Origin of the sequence: Cupriavidus basilensis (assembly GCF_000832305.1) — a bacterium.
GTDB classification, from domain to species: domain Bacteria; phylum Pseudomonadota; class Gammaproteobacteria; order Burkholderiales; family Burkholderiaceae; genus Cupriavidus; species Cupriavidus basilensis_F.
Map to the genome: position 1 here is coordinate 511,859 of NZ_CP010536.1, position 16,817 is coordinate 528,675.

Genomic DNA, 16,817 nt, shown 5'->3' on the forward strand with positions numbered 1-16,817 from the left:
GGCAGGCTCCTCAATCCAGCGTGCGGCGATAAAAACGCACTGCAATGGTCATGACGACGACCGTGAACAGGGCCATCGGCCACACGTTCGGCCATAGCTCGGTCCAGCTGTTGCCCTTGAGCAGGATTCCGCGGATCAGGCGGTTGAAGTAAGTCATCGGCAGCACGTTGCCAATGGCTTGCGCCCAGCGTGGCATCCCCTGGAAGGGAAACATGAAGCCGGATAGCAGCAGGTTCGGCAGGAAGTAGAAGAACGTCAGCTGCACCGCTTGCAACTGGTTTTGCGCAAGCGACGACAGTGTGATGCCCACGGTCAGGTTGGCGGCGATAAACAGCAGCGCCGCCAGGTAGACCGCGACCACCGAGCCGACAAAGGGCACGCCGAAGACCCAGCGCGCGGCCAGCAGGATGATGGTGGCCTGGATCAGGCCGATGAAGATGTAGGGCACGATCTTGCCGCTGATCACCTCCAGCGGCCTGACCGGCGTGGCAAGCAGGTTTTCCATGGTGCCGCGCTCGCGTTCGCGCGTCATCGCCAGGCCCGTCATCATGACCATGGTCATGGTCAGGATCACGCCCATCAGCCCGGGAATGATGTTGTACTGCGTGAGTCCCTCCGGGTTATAAAGGCGCTGCACCTGCACGTCAAAGGGCGGCTTGCCGCCCGCCAGGTGCGCTAGCGCGCCCTGGAGGTCCTTGTCGGCGACCGAGAACGGCAGCTGCGACAGCGCGGCGATGGCCGAGCCGGTGGCGGACGGGTCGGTGGCATCGGCCTCCACCAGCAGCGCCGGGCGTTCGCCGCGCAGCAGCCGGCTGGTGAAGTCGGGCGGGATGCTGAGCACGAACTGCACCTCGCCCTTCATCAGCGCCTCGCGCCCGGCGGCCTCGTCGGGCAGGGTGCCGACCACGTTGAAGTAGGTGGTTGCCTGCATGCCGGCCACGAAGGAGCGGGTGAACTCGCTCTGGTCCGCGGCGATGACCGCGGTGGTGAGGTGGCGCGGATCGGTGTTGATGGCGAAGCCAAACAGCATCAGCTGCACGATGGGCAGGCCGACGATCATGCCGAAGGTAACGCGGTCCCGCCGCAGCTGCAGGAACTCCTTGAGCACGATGCTCCACCAGCGCTGCAGGGAGAACGGGAAGCGTGCGCCGTTGGTGGCCTTGGCCGATTCGCTTGCGTCGCGCGTCATGCCGGGGCCTCCTTGCCGTCCCGCCTGGTTTTTTGCGTTTCCTTGCCCGCGCGCATATTGTCCTCGGCGCCGCTCATCATGTGGATGAAGACGTCTTCCAGGCTGGTCTCGATCGGTTCGATCCGGTGCTGTGGGCCGGCAATGCGGCGCAGCGTGGCCTCCAGTGCGGGCGCATCGTGCCCGGTAATGTGCAGCGCGCTGCCGAACACCACGGTCTGCTCCACGCCCGGCGCACCCTTGAGCTGATCCGACAACGTGGAGAGCTGTTCGCCCTGCACGCTCCAGGTCACGAGCTTCTGGCTGGCCACCACTTCGCTTGCCGTGCCCTGCGCCAGCAGCTTGCCATAGGCGATATAGGCGAGCTTGTGGCAACGCTCGGCTTCATCCATGTAGTGCGTGCTGACCAGCACCGAGATGCCGCGCGCGGCTAGCTGGTGCAGTTGCTCCCAGAAATCGCGGCGCGCCTTCGGGTCGACCCCGGCGGTGGGCTCGTCCAGCAGCAACAGTTCCGGTTCATGCAGCAGGCAGGCGGCCAGCGCCAGGCGCTGTTTCCAGCCGCCCGAGAGCGCGCCGGCCAGTTGCTGCGCGCGGCTGGCCAGGCCGAGGTGCTCGAGCGCCCGGTCCACCGCCTCGCGCCGGCGCGGCATGCCATACACGCGCGCCACGAAATCCAGGTTCTCGCGGATGGAGAGATCGTCCCAATAGGAGAACTTCTGCGTCATGTACCCCACGCGCCGCTTGATCTCGGCGGTTTCGCGCAGGATGTCGTAGCCCAGGCACGTGCCAGTGCCGGAGTCCGGTGTCAGCAGCCCGCACATCATGCGGATGGACGTGGTCTTGCCGCTGCCATTGGGGCCGAGGAAGCCGAAGATCTCGCCGCGCGCGACTTGCATCGTCAGGTTGTTGACGACGTGCTTGTCGCCGTAGTGCTTGTTGATGCCGTGCACGTCGATGGCCAGGGCGCTGGCTTTGCCGGGCCCGCCGTCCAGGGGAGCAGCGGTCGCGTTCATGGTCTTGCCACCTCGACTGGCTGGCCCGGATGGAGCTTCGGCGCGTCTGCCGGTGCGGGCCGCGCTTCCACCAGGAACACCAGCTTGTTGCGCGTTTCGTTGCTGTAGATCACCGGCGGCGTGTACTCGGCCTGGCTGGAGATGTAGGTGACCGTGGCTGCAATGGGCGCGGCGCAGCCGTCGCAACGCACGCGTACGGCCTCGCCGTTCTTGAACGCGCCGAGCACGGCCTGCGGCACATAGAAACGCACCTTGACGTTGCCCGGCGGCAGCAGCCGCACCACCGGGCTGCCGGCCGGCACCCAGTCGCCAGGGCGGAAGGGCGTGTCGTAGACCAGGCCGGCCTGGGTCGCGCCTACGGTCTTGCGCGATAGCTTCCACTCGGCCTGCGCCAGCGCGGCGCGCGCAGCGGCCACCTGGGCTTGCTGGGCCGCCTGCTGTGCGACGCGTCCCGGCAGCCGGGCCACGTCGATATCGCGCTGCAGCTCGCGCACGCGGGCGGCGTCGGAGGCGGCGGTGGCGCGGCTGTCTTCCAACTGCGCCAGCGCGATCCCGCCGATGGCGTATTGGGCTTCGTCACGCTTGCGTTGCGCGGCGCTGCGCACCGAGGCGGCTTGCGCCTGCGCCAGCTGCGCTCGGCTCACGTCGACTTCCGGCACGCGCTTGCCGGTCTGCAGGTCGGCAAGCTGGGACTCGGCCGCACGCACTTGTTCCGCCGCTTGCTGCCGGGCCGCGCGCTCGTCGTCGGCCTCCAGCGCGAACAGCGGCGCGCCACTTGCCACCTGCTGCCCGCGCTGGACGGAGATCTGGTCCAGCCGGCCGGCAAAGGGGGACGCCACGCTGACGAATTCGCCCTCCACATAGCCTTGCCAGGAGGGTGGCGCAGGCTCGCCACAGGCAGATAGCAGCGCGGCCCCGATAAGGGCGGCCAATGGCCAGCCCGCACGCAGGTTCGGGACGGGGCGGAATGAATGAGGCTGAGCGTGGCGAGGCATGCTGGCTCCGTGGCGGGCAGGCTGGGTTCAGGCGGACGGCGGCGTGGCCGGCCCGGGCCGCGGTATCGGGGTGATCGGGGCGATCGGCGCTACCCCCAGGCCGTGCGCCAGCAGCGCGCTCACGTGGCGCACCAGCGCCTCGCTGTCGATGGCGCCGGCGCCGGGCAGGCGGCGCCAGATATGGGTGGTAGCCAGCGGCAGCAACGTCAGGCCGATCAGCGACACCATCAGCAGCGCCGGCTCCAGGCTGGCGTTGATCTCGCCGCGCGCGCGCGCCGCCGCCAGCGGGCCGATCACCAGGCCGGCGCGCTGCAGCGCGATCTTCTGCAGCACGCGCTGATGCAACTGCCCGTCCGCGCCAACGATCTCGCGGATCCACAGCCCGGGAAACCATGGCGTGGCGGCGGCTGTGCGGATCAGCCGTCCGGCGATGCCCACCAGCATGGCTGCCGGGTCCGCGCTGTCGGCCGCGGCCGGCGCGAACACCTGTTCCACCAGCGGCTGCAGGCGCTCGTCGACCACTGCGTCAAGCAACTGGTCGCGATCGCGGAAGTAGTAGTGCACGAGCGCCGGGGTGACGCCAGCATGGCTAGCGATGGTCTTGATCGGCGTAGCGGCAACACCACGCAGGGCGAACAATTCGGTGGCGGCGTCGAGCAACTGCTTGCGCTGTCCGGCGCTGGCGGCATCCCCGGCGGCGGGCCGGCCCGGACGGCGGCTTGGGGGTGGGGTGGCGGCAGCAGGCGGCATGGCGGCTCCTGAATCTGCAGTTAATATTAATTTATGAATTAATTAATTCAAGGTCGATTGCAACGTGATGTAAATTTCACTTTTATTTTTGCATAATGTTGCGTTGCAGCAATGCAAGGTAGACATGTCATAAACCCTTGGCTATGCTTCGTCCGCCCATCAGCCGGGCGTGCCCCCCAATGTGCCCGCTGCTGTTTCCCGGATTTTTCATGCTGCTCTGCCGCCCCCACGCCGCCCCAGCGCGGCTATGCCTGTTTTTTGCCACGCGCCTGGCGGGTGTGGCCTTGTCGCTGGCCGGCGTTGCCGGCATGGCGGCCATGCCCGCCTTGGCGCAGGAAAAAGCCGGGACAAGCAGCGACGCGCCCGCGCAGGCCGATGCCCCCGAGGACTACGCCTTCCACGGCCAGACCACCTATATCTGGCAGCGCAAGCCGTCCTTCGGCGCGGCCTATTCCGGCGCCAACAGCCTGACGGCGGACCGCGCCAAGAGCTACTCGTTCAGCACCACGCTCGATCTCGGCCTGCGCCTGTGGCGCGGCGCGGAGTTCCACTTCAACCCGGAGGTGACCCAGGGCGTGCCGTTCTCCGGGCTGCACGGCCTGGGCGGGCTGCCCAACGGTGAGCTGGCCAAGGTATCGAGCACCAATCCGGTGTTCTACCGGGCGCGCGCGTTTGTCCGCCAGACCTGGGGGCTGGGCGGCGGCAGCGACCAGCTGGAAGCCGATTTCAACCAGCTGGCCGGCAGCGTCGACAAGCGCCGCGTGGTGCTGACCGCCGGCAACTTCGGCGTGCTCGATGTGTTCGACCAGAACGAGTACGGCTCCGACCCGCGCACCCAGTTCATGAACTGGTCGTTCATGGCGCACGGCTCCTTCGACTACCCGGCCGATGCGCGCGGCTACAACTGGGGCGTGGCGCTCGAGTACATTGGCGACATGTGGTCGGTGCGGCTTGGCCACTTCCTGCAACCGCTGGAGTCCAACGGGCTGGAGCTCGATACGCGGATGTTCCAGCACTATGGCGACATCCTCGAGTTCGAGAAGCGCTACAACCTGGCCGGCCAGCCCGGCGTGGCGCGCCTGCTGCTCTGGCGCAACAAGGCGCGCATGGGCGCGTTCAGCGATGCGCTGCAGCTCGGCGCCAACACCGGCGCCACGCCGGACGTGGCCAATGTGCGCGAGGAGCACGCCAAGATCGGCGCGGGATTGTCGCTGATGCAGCGGGTCAACGAATCGCTCGGCGTATTCGCGCGCGCCAATATGTCGGACGACAAGACCGAAACCTATGCCTTTACGGAAATCGGCCGGCAGGTCGCCGCCGGCGGCGTGCTCAACGGCAATGCGTGGGGCCGGCCGCGCGATGTGGTTGGCTTGGCGATGTCGGTGAATATGCTGGGGTCGAGGCACCAGGCTTACCTGGCCGCAGGCGGGCAGGGCGCCTTCCTCGGCGACGGCGCGCTCAGGTATGGTCCCGAGCAGATCGTGGAAGTGTTCTATAGCTTCCAGCCGGTCAAGTACCTGAGCATCAGCCCGGACTTCCAGTACATCCGCAATCCTGGCTACAACCGCGACCGCGGCCCGGCAAAGTTCTACGGCGTGCGCTTTCATGCGGAGTTTTGAGCCGGCCAGGATCACGGCGCAAGTAAAAACCCCGGCGTGCACACCGGGGTTTTTATTGGCTTCATGCGTTCGCGAGGCTCACTGCCGTGCGTTGCGCCGGTTGTCCGGCCACGGCGTGTTGAAGTTGGTGCGGAACGGATTGATATCCAGCCCGCCGCGCCGCGTATAGCGTGCATAAACCGCCAGCTTCACCGGCTTGCACTGCCGCATCACGTCGGTGAAGATCCGCTCCACGCATTGCTCATGGAACTCGTTGTGGTTGCGAAACGAGATCAGGTACTTTAGCAGCCCTTCCTGGTTGATCGGCGCGCCCACGTAGCGGATCTGCACGCTGCCCCAGTCCGGCTGGCCGGTTACCAGGCAGTTGGACTTGAGCAGGTGCGAGACCAGCGTTTCTTCCACCGGCGATTCGTCCTGGGCGGCATGCAGCAAGTGCGGCGCCGGCTCGTAGATGTCGGTTTCGATGTCGAGCCGGTCCAGCTGCACGCCGTCCAGCTCGGCCATCTTCTGCGTGCCGAGATCGGCCTCGGTCACCAGGCGCACCTGCACCGTGCCGCCCGTGGCCTCGGACAGGTCGTGATGCAGCAGCTGCTGCAACGCTTCGGGCGAGGCGATCTTGCTCTGGTTGAACGAATTCAGGTAGAGCTTGAACGACTTGGACTCGACGATGTTGGGCGTGTCGGCCGGAATGATGAAGCTGGCCAGCGCCACCTGGGGCTTGCCCTTCATGTTCAGCCACGACAGCTCGTACGCGTTCCAGATGTCCACGCCGAAGAACGGCAGCGCGCGGCCTTGCGCCAGGCCGATCTCCGTGCGCTTGGGCTGGCGCGGGATCGGGAACAGCAACGTCGGGTCGTACTCGGTCTTGTAGGCCGAGGGTTTGCCTAGCGGCGATTGTTCGGGAAGGCTCATGGTTGCCTCGGATGATCAGGACAGGAACAGCTTGTACACGGGATTTTCGGTCTCTTCCCAGTGTACATAGCCCAGCGTGGCGAGGAAGTCGCGGAAGGCGCGCTTCTCGTTCTTGGGCACCTGGATGCCAACCAGGATGTTGGAGGTGTCGCCGCCCTGGTTGCGGTAGTGGAACAGGCTGATATTCCAGTTCGGGCTCATGCTCGACAGGAAGCGCATCAGCGCGCCCGGCCGCTCGGGAAACTCGAACCGGTACAGCAGTTCGTCATGCGCCAGCGGGGAGTGCCCGCCCACCATGTAGCGGATGTGCTGCTTGGCCAGCTCATCGTTGGACAGGTCCAGCGTGTCGAAGCCGTGGCGGCGGAATCCGGCGGCGATCTTCTCGTTTTCCGCGCGGCTCGCAATCTGCACGCCGACGAAGATATGCGCCATGCTCTTGTCGGCGATGCGGTAGTTGAACTCGGTCACATTGCGCGTGCCGAGCTGCTCGCAGAAGCGCTTGAAGCTGCCGCGTTCCTCGGGGATGCTGACCGCGAAGACCGCCTCGCGTGCTTCGCCCACCTCGGCGCGCTCCGCCACGAAGCGCAGGCGGTCGAAGTTCATGTTCGCGCCGCAGGCGATGGCTACCAGGTGCTGGCCCTTGAGCTTCTCGCGCTCGGCGTAGAGCTTCAGACCGGCCACGGCCATGGCGCCGGCCGGCTCCAGGATGCTGCGGGTATCCTGGAACACGTCCTTGAGCCCGGCGCAGATGGCGTCGGTGTCCACCAGGATGATCTCGTCGACCAGCTCGCGCGTGATGCGGAAGGTTTCCTTGCCGACCAGCTTCACGGCGGTGCCGTCCGAGAACAGGCCCACTTCCTTGAGCTCCACGCGCTTGCCCGCGTCCACCGAGCGCTTCATCGCGTCGGAGTCCACGGTCTGCACGCCGATTACCTTGATCTCGGGGCGCACCGCCTTGATGTAGGACGCAATGCCGGAGATCAGGCCGCCGCCGCCGATCGCCACGAACACCGCATGCAGCGGGCCCGGGTGCTGGCGCAGGATTTCCATGGCGATGGTGCCTTGGCCGGCGATGACTTCGGGATCGTCGAAGGGGTGGATGAAGGTCAGCTTGTGCTTTTTCTCCAGCACCGCGGCGTGGTTGTAGGCGTCGCTGTACGAGTCGCCGTGCAACACGATTTCCACCCACTCGCCACCACGCTCACGCACCGCGTCGATCTTCACCTGCGGGGTGGTGACCGGCATCGCGATCAGCGCCTTGCACTTCAGGCGCGCGGCTGACAGCGCCACGCCCTGCGCGTGATTGCCGGCCGAGGCGGCGATCACGCCGCGCTTGAGCTCTTCCGGCGACAGCGAGGCCATCTTGTTGTACGCGCCGCGCAGCTTGAACGAGAACACCGGCTGGGTGTCCTCGCGCTTGAACCACACCTTGTTGCCGGTGCGCGCGGAGAGCAGGTTTGCATAGGTGAGATCGGTCTCTTGGGCCACGTCGTACACCTTGGCGGTCAGGATCTTTCTCAGGTAATCGGGTTTGCGGGTCATCGTGGACAGCCGGGGCGGGGATTGGCGGAAACCGGTAATGATAATGGATGGCGGGGGGCGGCGATGGCTGCACCCCTGTGCAAGCGACCGCGAAGGGCAGGCAAGCTCACCTTCGCGCGCCGGGGTGCCTTGCGCACTGCAGAGGTGCAGGCACCGCCGTGGCGCGCCGAAGGGGCGCTTGCGCACCTTGTAGGACGAAGCCCGGTGGACGCTGCCGGAACACTCGTGATACGGTGTAACGCAATGCCTTCCCTACCTCTGATCGAACCGAACACCGCGCTGTTCCTGGATTTCGACGGTACGCTGGCCGACCTTGCGCCGCGTCCTGACCTCGTGCAGGTCGAACCGGAACTGGTGGGGACGCTGCGCGCCCTGCATCTGCATCTGGGCGGTGCGGTGGCCCTGGTTTCCGGCCGGCCGATCGCGGAGCTGGATCATTTCCTGCAGCCGCTGCAACTGCCGTGTGCCGGCGTGCATGGCGCGGAACTGCGCGACGCGGGCGGCCAACGCCTGCGCCAGCCTGACCCTGGCGTGCCGCTGCTGCTCCCGCCGCTCGAAGCGCTGGTCGGCGCGCATCCCGGTTTGCAGCTTGAGCGCAAGTCGGTCGCGGTTGCGGTGCACTACCGCGCCGTTCCCCACCTCGAAGGCATGGTGCGCAACTTCGCCGCCGAACTCGCCGGTGGCGTGCCCGGCATCGAAGTCCTGCACGGCAAGATGGTGGTGGAACTCAAGCCAGCAGGCATCGACAAGGGCGGCGCCATCAATGCCTTTATGCGCAGCCCGCCATTTGCGCGGCGCACACCGCTGTTTGCGGGCGACGATATTACCGACGAGGCTGGCTTTGCCGTGGTGCGCCGCCTTGGCGGCGTCGGCCTGCTGGTTGGCGCGCGGCCCAGCGCCGCCACCGCCAGCGTGACCGGCCCGGCCGCGCTGCGCTGCTGGCTGCATCGCTCCGCCAAGGCGCTCGAAGTCATGGCCGCCGCGCAGGGCACGCAGGTTTCCGGAGCCACATCCACAACGACGTCTTGAGGGGGATTCGCTGTGAGCAACCCATCCACCGAGGAGTTTCCGGCGCGCGCCGGAGATGACGGGCGCTACGCCGCGCCTTCGCTATCGCTGGGCATGATCGGCAACTGTGCGATCTCCGCGCTGGTCGACGGGCGCGGGCGCATTGTGTGGTGCTGCCTGCCGCGCTTTGACGGCGATCCGGTCTTCAATGCTTTGCTCGATCCGGGCGAGAACGCTGGCCACTTTGCCATCGAAATCGAGGACTTCCACGAAGCGCACCAGTGGTATGAGCCCAATACGGCCGTGCTGCGGACCCGGCTGACTGACCAGCATGGCAACAGCCTTGAGATTACCGATTTCGCGCCGCGTTTCTTCCGCATCGGACGTTACTTCCGCCCCACCTCGCTGATCCGCCGCATCCGGCCGGTTCAGGGCGCGCCGCGTGTGCGCGTGACGTTGGCGCCGCGTTTCGACTGGGGGCGCGTCAAGCCCGAGATCACGCGCGGCAGCAGCCACGTGCGCTATATCGGCGACGGCAGCACGCTGCGCATGACCACCGACGCGCCGCTGACCTATGTGCTGTCGCAGACGCCTTTCCTGCTCACGCGCGACCTCAACTTCATCCTCGGGCCGGACGAAACCCTGCAAGGCGGCGTGGAGGAAATCGCCCGCGACTTCGAGCAGGAAACCACGGCTTACTGGAAGATGTGGAGCCGCCGCCTCGCGGTGCCGCGCGAGTGGCAGGAGGCGGTGATCCGCGCCGCCATTACGCTCAAGCTGTCGCTGTACGAGGAGACGGGTGCCATCGTCGCGGCCATGACCACCAGCATTCCCGAGGCGCCCGGCAGCGGGCGCAACTGGGATTACCGCTTCTGCTGGCTGCGCGATGCGTTCTTCGTGATCCGCGCGCTCAACAGCTTGTCCGAGGTCGGCACCATGGAGGACTACCTGCGCTGGTTGTCCAACGTGGTGATGCAATCCAGGAATGGCCATATCCAGCCGCTGTACGGCATCGGGCTGGAGCTCGAATTGCCGGAGAGCATGCTCGATCATTTGTCCGGCTACCGTGGCATGGGCCCGGTGCGCGTGGGCAACCAGGCGCAGGAGCACTTCCAGCATGATGTCTACGGCAACGTAGTGCTGGGCGCGGCCCAGGCTTTCCACGACCATCGCCTGCTGCACCGCGGCGGGGCGGCCGAGTACCACGTGCTGGAAACCGTGGGCGAGCAGGCGGTACGCGTGTTCGGCACGCCCGATGCGGGCATGTGGGAGCTGCGCACGCGCGCGCGGGTGCATACCTCGTCCGCCCTGATGAGCTGGGCCGCCTGCGACCGCCTCGCCAAGATCGGCGATGCGCTGCAATTGCCCGATCGCGCGGCTTACTGGCGCCAGCATGCCGAAGGCATGAAGGTGCGCATCGTGCGCGAGTCCTGGAGCGAGGAACGCCAGGCGTTCGCCGAGAGCTTCGGCGGGCGCGAGCTCGATGCCAGCGTGTTGCTGATGGCCGAGGTCGGTTTTATCGAGCCCAGGGATGAACGTTTCATGTCCACGCTCAAGGCCATGGAAGCGTCGCTGTGCGACGGGCCTTATATGCGCCGCTATGAGGCGCCGGACGACTTCGGCAAGCCCGAGACCGCCTTCAACATCTGCACCTTCTGGCGTATCGATGCGCTCGCGCGCGTGGGGCGCCGGGAGGAAGCGCGTGAGATCTTCGAGGCCATGCTGGCGGCGCGCAATCCGCTTGGCCTGCTGTCCGAGGATACGCACCCCGTGACCGGCGAGATGTGGGGCAATTTTCCGCAGACCTACTCGATGGTAGGCCTGATCAACGGCGCCATGCGCCTGTCCGCGCCATGGGATTCCGTGATCTGAAGGCGCGCGCGGTGAGGCCAGCACAAAGGAATGTATGGGCAGACTAGTAGCGGTATCCAACCGCGTGGCCGATCCGCGCAACCTTGCCGCGGGCGGCCTCGCCGTGGCACTGGGCGAAGCACTCAAGGCGACCGGCGGCATGTGGTTCGGCTGGAGCGGCAAGATCGTGGAAGCCGCGCAGGGCGGCACGCCGGGCGAGGGAGAGCTGCATATCCAGCAAGCCGGCAATGTCACGCTGGCCACGGTCGACCTGTGCCGCGAGGACCACGACGCGTACTACCAGGGCTACAGCAATGGCGTGCTGTGGCCGGTGTTCCACTATCGCATCGACCTGGCGGATTTCGACTCCGGTTATCTCAACATCTATCGCCGCGTCAACCAGCTCTTTGCACGCAAGCTTGCCCCGTTGCTGCGCCCGGACGATGTGATCTGGATCCACGACTATCACCTGATTCCGCTTGCGTCGGAGCTGCGTGCCATGGGGTGCGGCCAGCGCATGGGTTTTTTCCTGCATATCCCGCTGCCCCCGCCGCTGATCCTTGCCGCCATCCCGCAGCACGAATGGCTGATGCGGGCCCTGTTCGCCTATGACCTGGTTGGCTTCCAGAGCCAGCTCGATCTCGAGCATTTCTCGCGCTACGTGCAAAGCGAAGCGCAGGCCGAGCCCATGGGCGAGTATCGCTTCCGGGCTTTCCACCGCACCGTGCGCGCGCAAGCGTTCCCGATCGGCATCGATGTTGATGAATTCGCCGCGCTGGGCCAGTGCGAGGAATCGCGCGAGACGTACGAGATGATGCGCGGCCAGTATTCGAGCCGCCGTCTTCTGCTTGGCATCGACCGGCTCGATTACTCCAAGGGGCTGCCGCAGCGGCTCAAGGCAGTCAGGACGCTGATGGCGCAGTATCCGGAGAACCGCCGCAGCGCGACGCTGATCCAGATTGCCGCGCCATCGCGCGAAACGGTGGACGCCTATGCGGATCTGCGGCGCGAGCTCGAAGGGCTGTCCGGGGCGATCAATGGCGAGTATGGCGAGCTGGACTGGATGCCGGTGCGCTACATCCATCGCACCACGGCACGGCGCCGTCTGCCGGGCCTTTGCCGCGCTTGCCGCGTGGCGCTGGTGACGCCGTTGCGCGATGGGATGAACCTGGTTGCGAAGGAGTTTGTTGCCGCGCAGGATCCGGACGATCCCGGGGTCTTGGTGCTATCGCGGTTTGCTGGCGCTGCCGAGCAATTGCGCGAGGCGTTGCTGGTGAATCCTTACGATATCAATGCTACCGCGCAGGCGATTCAGCAGGCCTTGCATATGCCGCTGGCGGAGCGGCAGTCCCGGCATCAGAAGCTGCTGGAGCGGATTCGGGCGCAGGATGTGCATTGGTGGAGGAGGGAGTATTTGAGGATTTTGGGTGAGACGGACGGGGGTGTAGGGGGGTAGGGCGCAGCGCCCCCCTACACCCCCGTCCCCCCTAAATCCCCCTCAACATCCACATCCCGAAACGCCCCCTCATCCTCAGTAAGAATCCTCATCACCGGCTGTGTCTTCAATAACGTCCGCGCGCCTTCATCCCCATCAAGCTTGAGCAGGGCATCTCGCCACGCAGACCCGAATCCGACCGGATGCCCACGCCGTCCGTCGCGCCACGGTGCGGCAATCGCGTCACGCGTGGTGATTGTCAACGCCACCGCGCGCACCAGCTCGGCCGGCAGCCACGGCATGTCGGCCAGCGCCACTACCCAGCCGCTGGCGTCGGGCGTGGCGGCTACCGCCGCAGCCAGCGCGGCGCCCATGCCGGCCTCGGCTGCCGCAGTCTCCAGTACCCGGCAGCCGGCAGCTTGCAATTCTGCCGCTAGCGCGGCATTGCCCGGGCGGATCACGGCTAGCGTGCCGGGCAGCACGCAGACTAGCGTGCGGGCGCTGCGGGCGGCTACGGTGTGGCCGTCGGGCAGCATGGCCAGGAGTTTGTTGCGCTGGCCGGCGGGGTCGAAGCGGCGGCCGTAGCCGGCTGCCAGCAGGATGCCGGTGGGGGGCTCGGCAGTGTGGATGGCACCGTTGATGGGGCCCGTCAGCGGGCTGGTCACGGGGCGGGGCTGCAGGTGCTGCCTTCGTTGGCGGCCAGTTCGCGCGCGGCCTTGGCGCCTTCCACCTGGAGGATGTCGGGCAGCGAGACGTGGTTCTTGGCGGCGACGACTTCGGCCAGGATCGAGATGGCGATCTCGGGGGGCGTGCGGCTGCCGATGTAGATGCCGACCGGGCCGTGCAGCCGCGCGAGCTGCAGCTCGTTGAGGTCGAACTCCTTGAGCCGCTCGCGGCGCGCCTGGTTGTTGCGGCGCGAGCCGAGGGCGCCGACGTAGAAGGCGCGCGTGCGCAGGGCTTCCATCAGGGCCAGGTCGTCGAGCTTGGGGTCGTGCGTGACGGCGATCACCGCGCAGCGCTCGTCGAGCTTCATGTCGGTCACGGTGTCGTCCGGCATGGTGCGCACCATGGTGACGCCGGGGATGTCCCACGTCTCGGTGTATTCCTCGCGCGGGTCGCACACGGTGACCTGGAAACCCAGGCCAACCGCGATCTGGCTCAGGTATTTCGACAGCTGTCCCGCGCCAATCACCAGCATGCGGTAGCGCGGCCCGTGAATGGTGAGCAGGGTGGCGCCGTCGAAGGCAAGGCCGTCGGTGGCCTCGGCCGGGCCCAGGGTGGCGCGGCCGCTAGCCATGTCGAGCGTGCGGGCGACCAGCTTGCCGCCCTCCACGGCGGCCAGCAGTTCGTCCAGGTGGCTGTCGGCGCCGAGCGGCTCGGTCACCAGTTCGATGGTGCCGCCGCAGGGCAGGCCGAAGCGGTGCGCTTCCTCGGCGCTGATGCCGTACTTGACGGCTTCGGGGTGCGCGCCGGCAATGCCTTCGCGCCGTACCCGGTCGATGATGTCGTCTTCGATGCAGCCGCCCGAGACCGAGCCGACCACCAGGCCGTCGTCGCGCACCGCCAGCATGGCGCCTTCCGGCCGGGGCGACGAGCCCCAGGTTCTGACTACCGTCACCAATAGCGTGCGATGGCCTTCGGCCTGCCACTTCACACTGCTTTTCAGGACTTCGAGATCCACGCTGTCCATGATCGTTTCCGCTTCGTTTCACCGTTTTGTTCATCGGGCGCGCTGCCTTCGCCGGCCGCCGCTCCGTCCTTGGCGACATTGTCATCCGTGCCTGGCTCGTCACCCTGCTCGCCGGACCCGCTCACCGCCGCCGTAAAGCGGTCGAAGAAGGTATCGGCCATCTTGCGCGCGGCGGCGTCGACCAGGCGCGAGCCGATCTGCGCGATCTTGCCGCCAACCTGGGCGTTGACCGTGTAGGTCAGCACCGTCGCGTCGCCTTCGGGGGCCAGCGTGACGGCCGCGGTGCCTTTGCCGAAACCGGCGACCCCGCCTTGTCCGTCGAACTGGATGGTGTAGCTGTCGGGCGCCTGGATGTCCTGCAGGGCCATGCGCCCCTTGAAGCGCGCCTTGACCGGGCCCACCGCGGCGGTCAGCGCCACCAGGTAGGCGTTGTCGCCGTCAGGCTCGATGCTCTCACATCCTGGGATGCATTGCTTGAGCAGCGCCGTGTCGTTCAGGGCTTCCCAGGCGGTTTGCTGTGCTACCGGCAGTTGCCGCGTCTGTGTCATTTCCATGGTCGGGGCGTCTCCTTGGTGTCCTTCATGTTTTTAATGTCTCCGGGCCCCGGCACCGCAGTGAACACGGGCATGGCCAGGGTCTCGCGCGCGGCCAGCAGGGATTCGAGCGCGAACAGGCTGTCCAGGTTGTGCGCCGAGCGCAGGGCGTCCACATGCGGCAGGATGGCTTGCACGCCACGTGCCTGCGGCATGAAGCCGGCATAGCGCAGCAGCGGGTTGAGCCAGACGATGCGATGGGCGAAGCGGCGCAAGCGCGCCATTTCGGCGTCTAGCAGGTCGATGTCTTCATGGTCGAGCCCGTCGGTGACCAGCAGCACCGTGGCGCGTCCGGACAGCGTGCGGCGCGCCCACTGGCGGTTGAAGGTGGCCAGCGCGGCGCCGATGCGGGTGCCGCCGGCCCAGTCGCGCACCTGGCCCGTGATGGCGCCAACCGCTTCGTCCGGGTCGCGCTCGCGCAGCCAGCGGGTGATGTTGGTCAGCCGGGTGCCGAACAGGAACACATGCAGCCGCTCGCGCGATTGCATCAGCGCATGGCAGAAGTACAGCACCGCGCGCGAGTACTGGCTCATCGAGCCGGAAATGTCGAGCAGCAGCACCAGCGGTGGGCGGCGCTCGGCGCGGCGGCGGTATTTCCAGCGCAGCCATTCGCCTTGCTGGCGCACCGCCAGCCGGGCGCTGGCGCGCAGGTCGGCGTGCGGTCCGCTGGCGGCGGCGCGCAGGCGGCGCGTGCGCTCGGTGGCCAGGCGCGCGTGGCGGGCGCGGATCATGTGCTGCAGCGCGCGCCATTCTTCCGCGCCGAGGGTTTCAAAGTCGCGCTGCGCCAGGCGCTCCTGCGCGCTGAAGGTGAGCGGCGCGGTAAAGCGCTCGACATGGTCCTCGCCGCGGCGGCCGGACTCGGGAGGGCGCTGGGCGGCGAGCGCGTCGGCCAGCCGGTTGTTGCGCGGCGGCGGCGGCGCGCCGGCATCCACGCGCGGCAGCAGCAGGGCGCGCAGCTTGCCCTCCCAGTCCGGGTCGCGCCAGAACAGGTCGAAGGCGGCGTCGAACAACAGGCGCTGATCGGGCCCGCTCACCATCAGGGCTGCCATGGCTGCGCGCACTTCGTCGCGCCTGCCGATGTCCACGTACTGCAGCGCCAGCAGCGTATCCACAGCTTGTGCGGGCGACAGCGCAAAGCCGGCATCGCGCAGCAGCCGCACGAAATGCGTGACGTTGCGCGCCAGCATGGGCAGCGTGCCGGCGGGTGGCACGGCGGCCAGCGGAGCGTCCGGATGGAGCCGGGGCATGGCTCAGGCTCCCGGCGCCCGGCTGGCGAGCAGTTCGGCCACGGTGGGGCCATCGACCCGGGCCAGGTCGTCCTGGTACTTGAGCAGCACGCCCAGCGTGTCGCGCACCGATTGCGGATCGAGCTCGCTGACGCCCAGCGCGGCCAGCGCGCGGCACCAGTCGATGGCCTCGGCGATGCCGGGCGACTTGAACAGGTCGATGCCGCGCAGCCGGTGGATGAAGTCGATGGCCTGGTGCTGCAGCGCGGAGGCGGCCTCGGGCGCGCGCGCGGCCACGATCTGCAGTTCGCGCTCGCGCTGGGGATAGCCCATCCATTGGTACAGGCAGCGGCGCTTGAGCGCGTCATGCACCTCGCGGGTCCGGTTGGAGGTGACGATGATGAGCGGCGGCTGCTCGGCCCGGATCACGCCGATCTCGGGGATCGACACCTGGAACTCGGACAGCACCTCCAGCAGGAAGGCTTCGAAGGGTTCGTCGGCACGGTCGATCTCGTCGATCAGCAGCACGCGCGGGATGCCGGGCGCGGCCGGGTCAGGCAGCAGGGATTCCAGCAGGGGGCGCTTGAGCAGGAAATCGTCGTGATACAGCGATTGCGTGTCGGGCCGCTCGCCGCGCGCTTCCGCCAGGCGCAGCGCCATGATCTGGCGCGGGTAATCCCATTCGTACAGCGCGCTGGAGGCATCGAGCCCCTCGTAGCATTGCAGGCGCAGCAAGCGCGTGCCGAGTGCGTCGGCCATGGCCCGCGCCAGCGCGGTCTTGCCCACGCCAGGCTCGCCTTCGAGGAAGAGAGGGCGCTGCATGCGCAGTGCCAGGTACAGCACGGTGGCGGTTTCGCGATCGGCGAAATACTGCTGTGCCTCCAGCAGGGCAGCGGTCTGGTCGATGGACTGGGGAAGCATGGGTGCTGGCCGGTTGACTCCCCTCTCCCACCACGTGGGAGAGGGGCTGGGGGAGAGGGCGGGCGTGAGCTCGAAG

At 67.3% G+C, this 16,817-nt stretch carries 15 protein-coding genes; 4 read left to right on the forward strand and 11 right to left on the reverse strand.

Annotated elements, in window-relative coordinates:
- Window positions 1–10: 10 nt before the first annotated feature.
- The 4 genes from RR42_RS02285 to RR42_RS02300 are packed head-to-tail and all read right to left on the reverse strand — an operon-like array spanning window position 11 to window position 3,944.
- Window positions 11–1,189 carry an ABC transporter permease gene (locus RR42_RS02285; protein WP_043343523.1) on the reverse strand — a complete coding sequence of 393 codons (1,179 nt, stop codon included), beginning with the start codon at window positions 1,187–1,189 and terminating at the stop codon, window positions 11–13.
- A complete protein-coding gene (locus RR42_RS02290; RefSeq protein ID WP_043343527.1) occupies window positions 1,186–2,199 on the reverse strand; it encodes an ABC transporter ATP-binding protein in 1,014 nt (337 codons plus the stop codon). Before RR42_RS02290 ends, RR42_RS02285 begins: the two co-directional genes overlap by 4 nt.
- Entirely contained in the window at window positions 2,196–3,194 is a 999-nt protein-coding gene (locus RR42_RS02295; protein WP_082054785.1) for an HlyD family secretion protein, read from the reverse strand. Before RR42_RS02295 ends, RR42_RS02290 begins: the two co-directional genes overlap by 4 nt.
- A gap of 27 nt (window positions 3,195–3,221) precedes the next feature.
- On the reverse strand, window positions 3,222–3,944 hold the full coding sequence (locus RR42_RS02300; protein WP_052494414.1) for a TetR/AcrR family transcriptional regulator: 723 nt from the start codon (window positions 3,942–3,944) through the stop codon (window positions 3,222–3,224).
- Between the two features lie 209 nt (window positions 3,945–4,153).
- Here RR42_RS02300 and RR42_RS02305 point away from each other — a divergent pair, with 209 nt between their 5' ends.
- On the forward strand, window positions 4,154–5,563 hold the full coding sequence (locus tag RR42_RS02305) for a carbohydrate porin (RefSeq protein WP_082054966.1): 1,410 nt from the start codon (window positions 4,154–4,156) through the stop codon (window positions 5,561–5,563).
- A gap of 78 nt (window positions 5,564–5,641) precedes the next feature.
- Here RR42_RS02305 and queF read toward each other — a convergent pair whose 3' ends face one another.
- Complete coding sequence (queF, locus tag RR42_RS02310; RefSeq protein WP_043343529.1) at window positions 5,642–6,475, reverse strand: NADPH-dependent 7-cyano-7-deazaguanine reductase QueF; 834 nt, start codon at window positions 6,473–6,475, stop codon at window positions 5,642–5,644.
- A 15-nt stretch (window positions 6,476–6,490) separates the two neighbouring features.
- Window positions 6,491–8,017, reverse strand: coding sequence for a threonine ammonia-lyase, biosynthetic (gene ilvA, locus RR42_RS02315; protein ID WP_043343532.1), 1,527 nt, complete (start codon window positions 8,015–8,017; stop codon window positions 6,491–6,493).
- A gap of 243 nt (window positions 8,018–8,260) precedes the next feature.
- Between ilvA and otsB the strand changes: the two genes are divergently transcribed.
- From otsB to RR42_RS02330, 3 genes are read left to right on the forward strand one after another with little or no spacing between them, the layout of a single operon-like run.
- Window positions 8,261–9,046, forward strand: a complete 786-nt coding sequence (otsB, locus tag RR42_RS02320; RefSeq protein WP_043343535.1) for a trehalose-phosphatase — start codon at window positions 8,261–8,263, stop codon at window positions 9,044–9,046.
- A gap of 12 nt (window positions 9,047–9,058) precedes the next feature.
- The gene (locus RR42_RS02325; RefSeq protein WP_043343538.1) at window positions 9,059–10,897 is read left to right on the forward strand and encodes a glycoside hydrolase family 15 protein; all 1,839 of its coding nucleotides are present in this window, start codon (window positions 9,059–9,061) and stop codon (window positions 10,895–10,897) included.
- 34 nt (window positions 10,898–10,931) lie between these two features.
- Complete coding sequence (locus RR42_RS02330; RefSeq protein WP_043343540.1) at window positions 10,932–12,332, forward strand: alpha,alpha-trehalose-phosphate synthase (UDP-forming); 1,401 nt, start codon at window positions 10,932–10,934, stop codon at window positions 12,330–12,332.
- A gap of 14 nt (window positions 12,333–12,346) precedes the next feature.
- Here the strand turns inward: RR42_RS02330 and RR42_RS02335 are convergent, their stop codons facing one another.
- The 5 genes from RR42_RS02335 to RR42_RS02355 are packed head-to-tail and all read right to left on the reverse strand — an operon-like array spanning window position 12,347 to window position 16,741.
- Window positions 12,347–12,976 carry a nucleotidyltransferase family protein gene (locus RR42_RS02335; protein ID WP_236701964.1) on the reverse strand — a complete coding sequence of 210 codons (630 nt, stop codon included), beginning with the start codon at window positions 12,974–12,976 and terminating at the stop codon, window positions 12,347–12,349.
- Window positions 12,973–14,001, reverse strand: a complete 1,029-nt coding sequence (locus RR42_RS02340) for an XdhC family protein (protein ID WP_043343544.1) — start codon at window positions 13,999–14,001, stop codon at window positions 12,973–12,975. The genes RR42_RS02335 and RR42_RS02340 overlap by 4 nt, the downstream gene beginning before the upstream one ends.
- Window positions 13,974–14,555: a CoxG family protein gene (locus RR42_RS02345; protein WP_043343547.1), complete on the reverse strand. Its 582-nt coding sequence runs from the start codon at window positions 14,553–14,555 to the stop codon at window positions 13,974–13,976. Before RR42_RS02345 ends, RR42_RS02340 begins: the two co-directional genes overlap by 28 nt.
- A complete protein-coding gene (locus tag RR42_RS02350; protein WP_043343549.1) occupies window positions 14,546–15,841 on the reverse strand; it encodes a vWA domain-containing protein in 1,296 nt (431 codons plus the stop codon). Before RR42_RS02350 ends, RR42_RS02345 begins: the two co-directional genes overlap by 10 nt.
- Before the next feature lie 3 nt (window positions 15,842–15,844).
- A complete protein-coding gene (locus RR42_RS02355; protein ID WP_043343550.1) occupies window positions 15,845–16,741 on the reverse strand; it encodes an AAA family ATPase in 897 nt (298 codons plus the stop codon).
- Between the last annotated feature and the right edge of the window lie 76 nt (window positions 16,742–16,817).

Bases quoted from the DNA above. Each gene is read 5' to 3' on its own strand.
- RR42_RS02330 (WP_043343540.1), top strand. From the start codon at position 10,932: ATGGGCAGACTAGTAGCGGTATCCAACCGCGTGGCCGATCCGCGCAAC.
- queF (WP_043343529.1), bottom strand. From the start codon at position 6,475: ATGAGCCTTCCCGAACAATCGCCGCTAGGCAAACCCTCGGCCTACAAG.
- ilvA (WP_043343532.1), bottom strand. From the start codon at position 8,017: ATGACCCGCAAACCCGATTACCTGAGAAAGATCCTGACCGCCAAGGTG.
- RR42_RS02285 (WP_043343523.1), bottom strand. From the start codon at position 1,189: ATGACGCGCGACGCAAGCGAATCGGCCAAGGCCACCAACGGCGCACGC.
- RR42_RS02295 (WP_082054785.1), bottom strand. From the start codon at position 3,194: ATGCCTCGCCACGCTCAGCCTCATTCATTCCGCCCCGTCCCGAACCTG.
- RR42_RS02355 (WP_043343550.1), bottom strand. From the start codon at position 16,741: ATGCTTCCCCAGTCCATCGACCAGACCGCTGCCCTGCTGGAGGCACAG.
- RR42_RS02340 (WP_043343544.1), bottom strand. From the start codon at position 14,001: ATGGACAGCGTGGATCTCGAAGTCCTGAAAAGCAGTGTGAAGTGGCAG.
- RR42_RS02300 (WP_052494414.1), bottom strand. From the start codon at position 3,944: ATGCCGCCTGCTGCCGCCACCCCACCCCCAAGCCGCCGTCCGGGCCGG.
- RR42_RS02345 (WP_043343547.1), bottom strand. From the start codon at position 14,555: ATGGAAATGACACAGACGCGGCAACTGCCGGTAGCACAGCAAACCGCC.
- otsB (WP_043343535.1), top strand. From the start codon at position 8,261: ATGCCTTCCCTACCTCTGATCGAACCGAACACCGCGCTGTTCCTGGAT.
- RR42_RS02305 (WP_082054966.1), top strand. From the start codon at position 4,154: ATGCTGCTCTGCCGCCCCCACGCCGCCCCAGCGCGGCTATGCCTGTTT.
- RR42_RS02350 (WP_043343549.1), bottom strand. From the start codon at position 15,841: ATGCCCCGGCTCCATCCGGACGCTCCGCTGGCCGCCGTGCCACCCGCC.
- RR42_RS02290 (WP_043343527.1), bottom strand. From the start codon at position 2,199: ATGAACGCGACCGCTGCTCCCCTGGACGGCGGGCCCGGCAAAGCCAGC.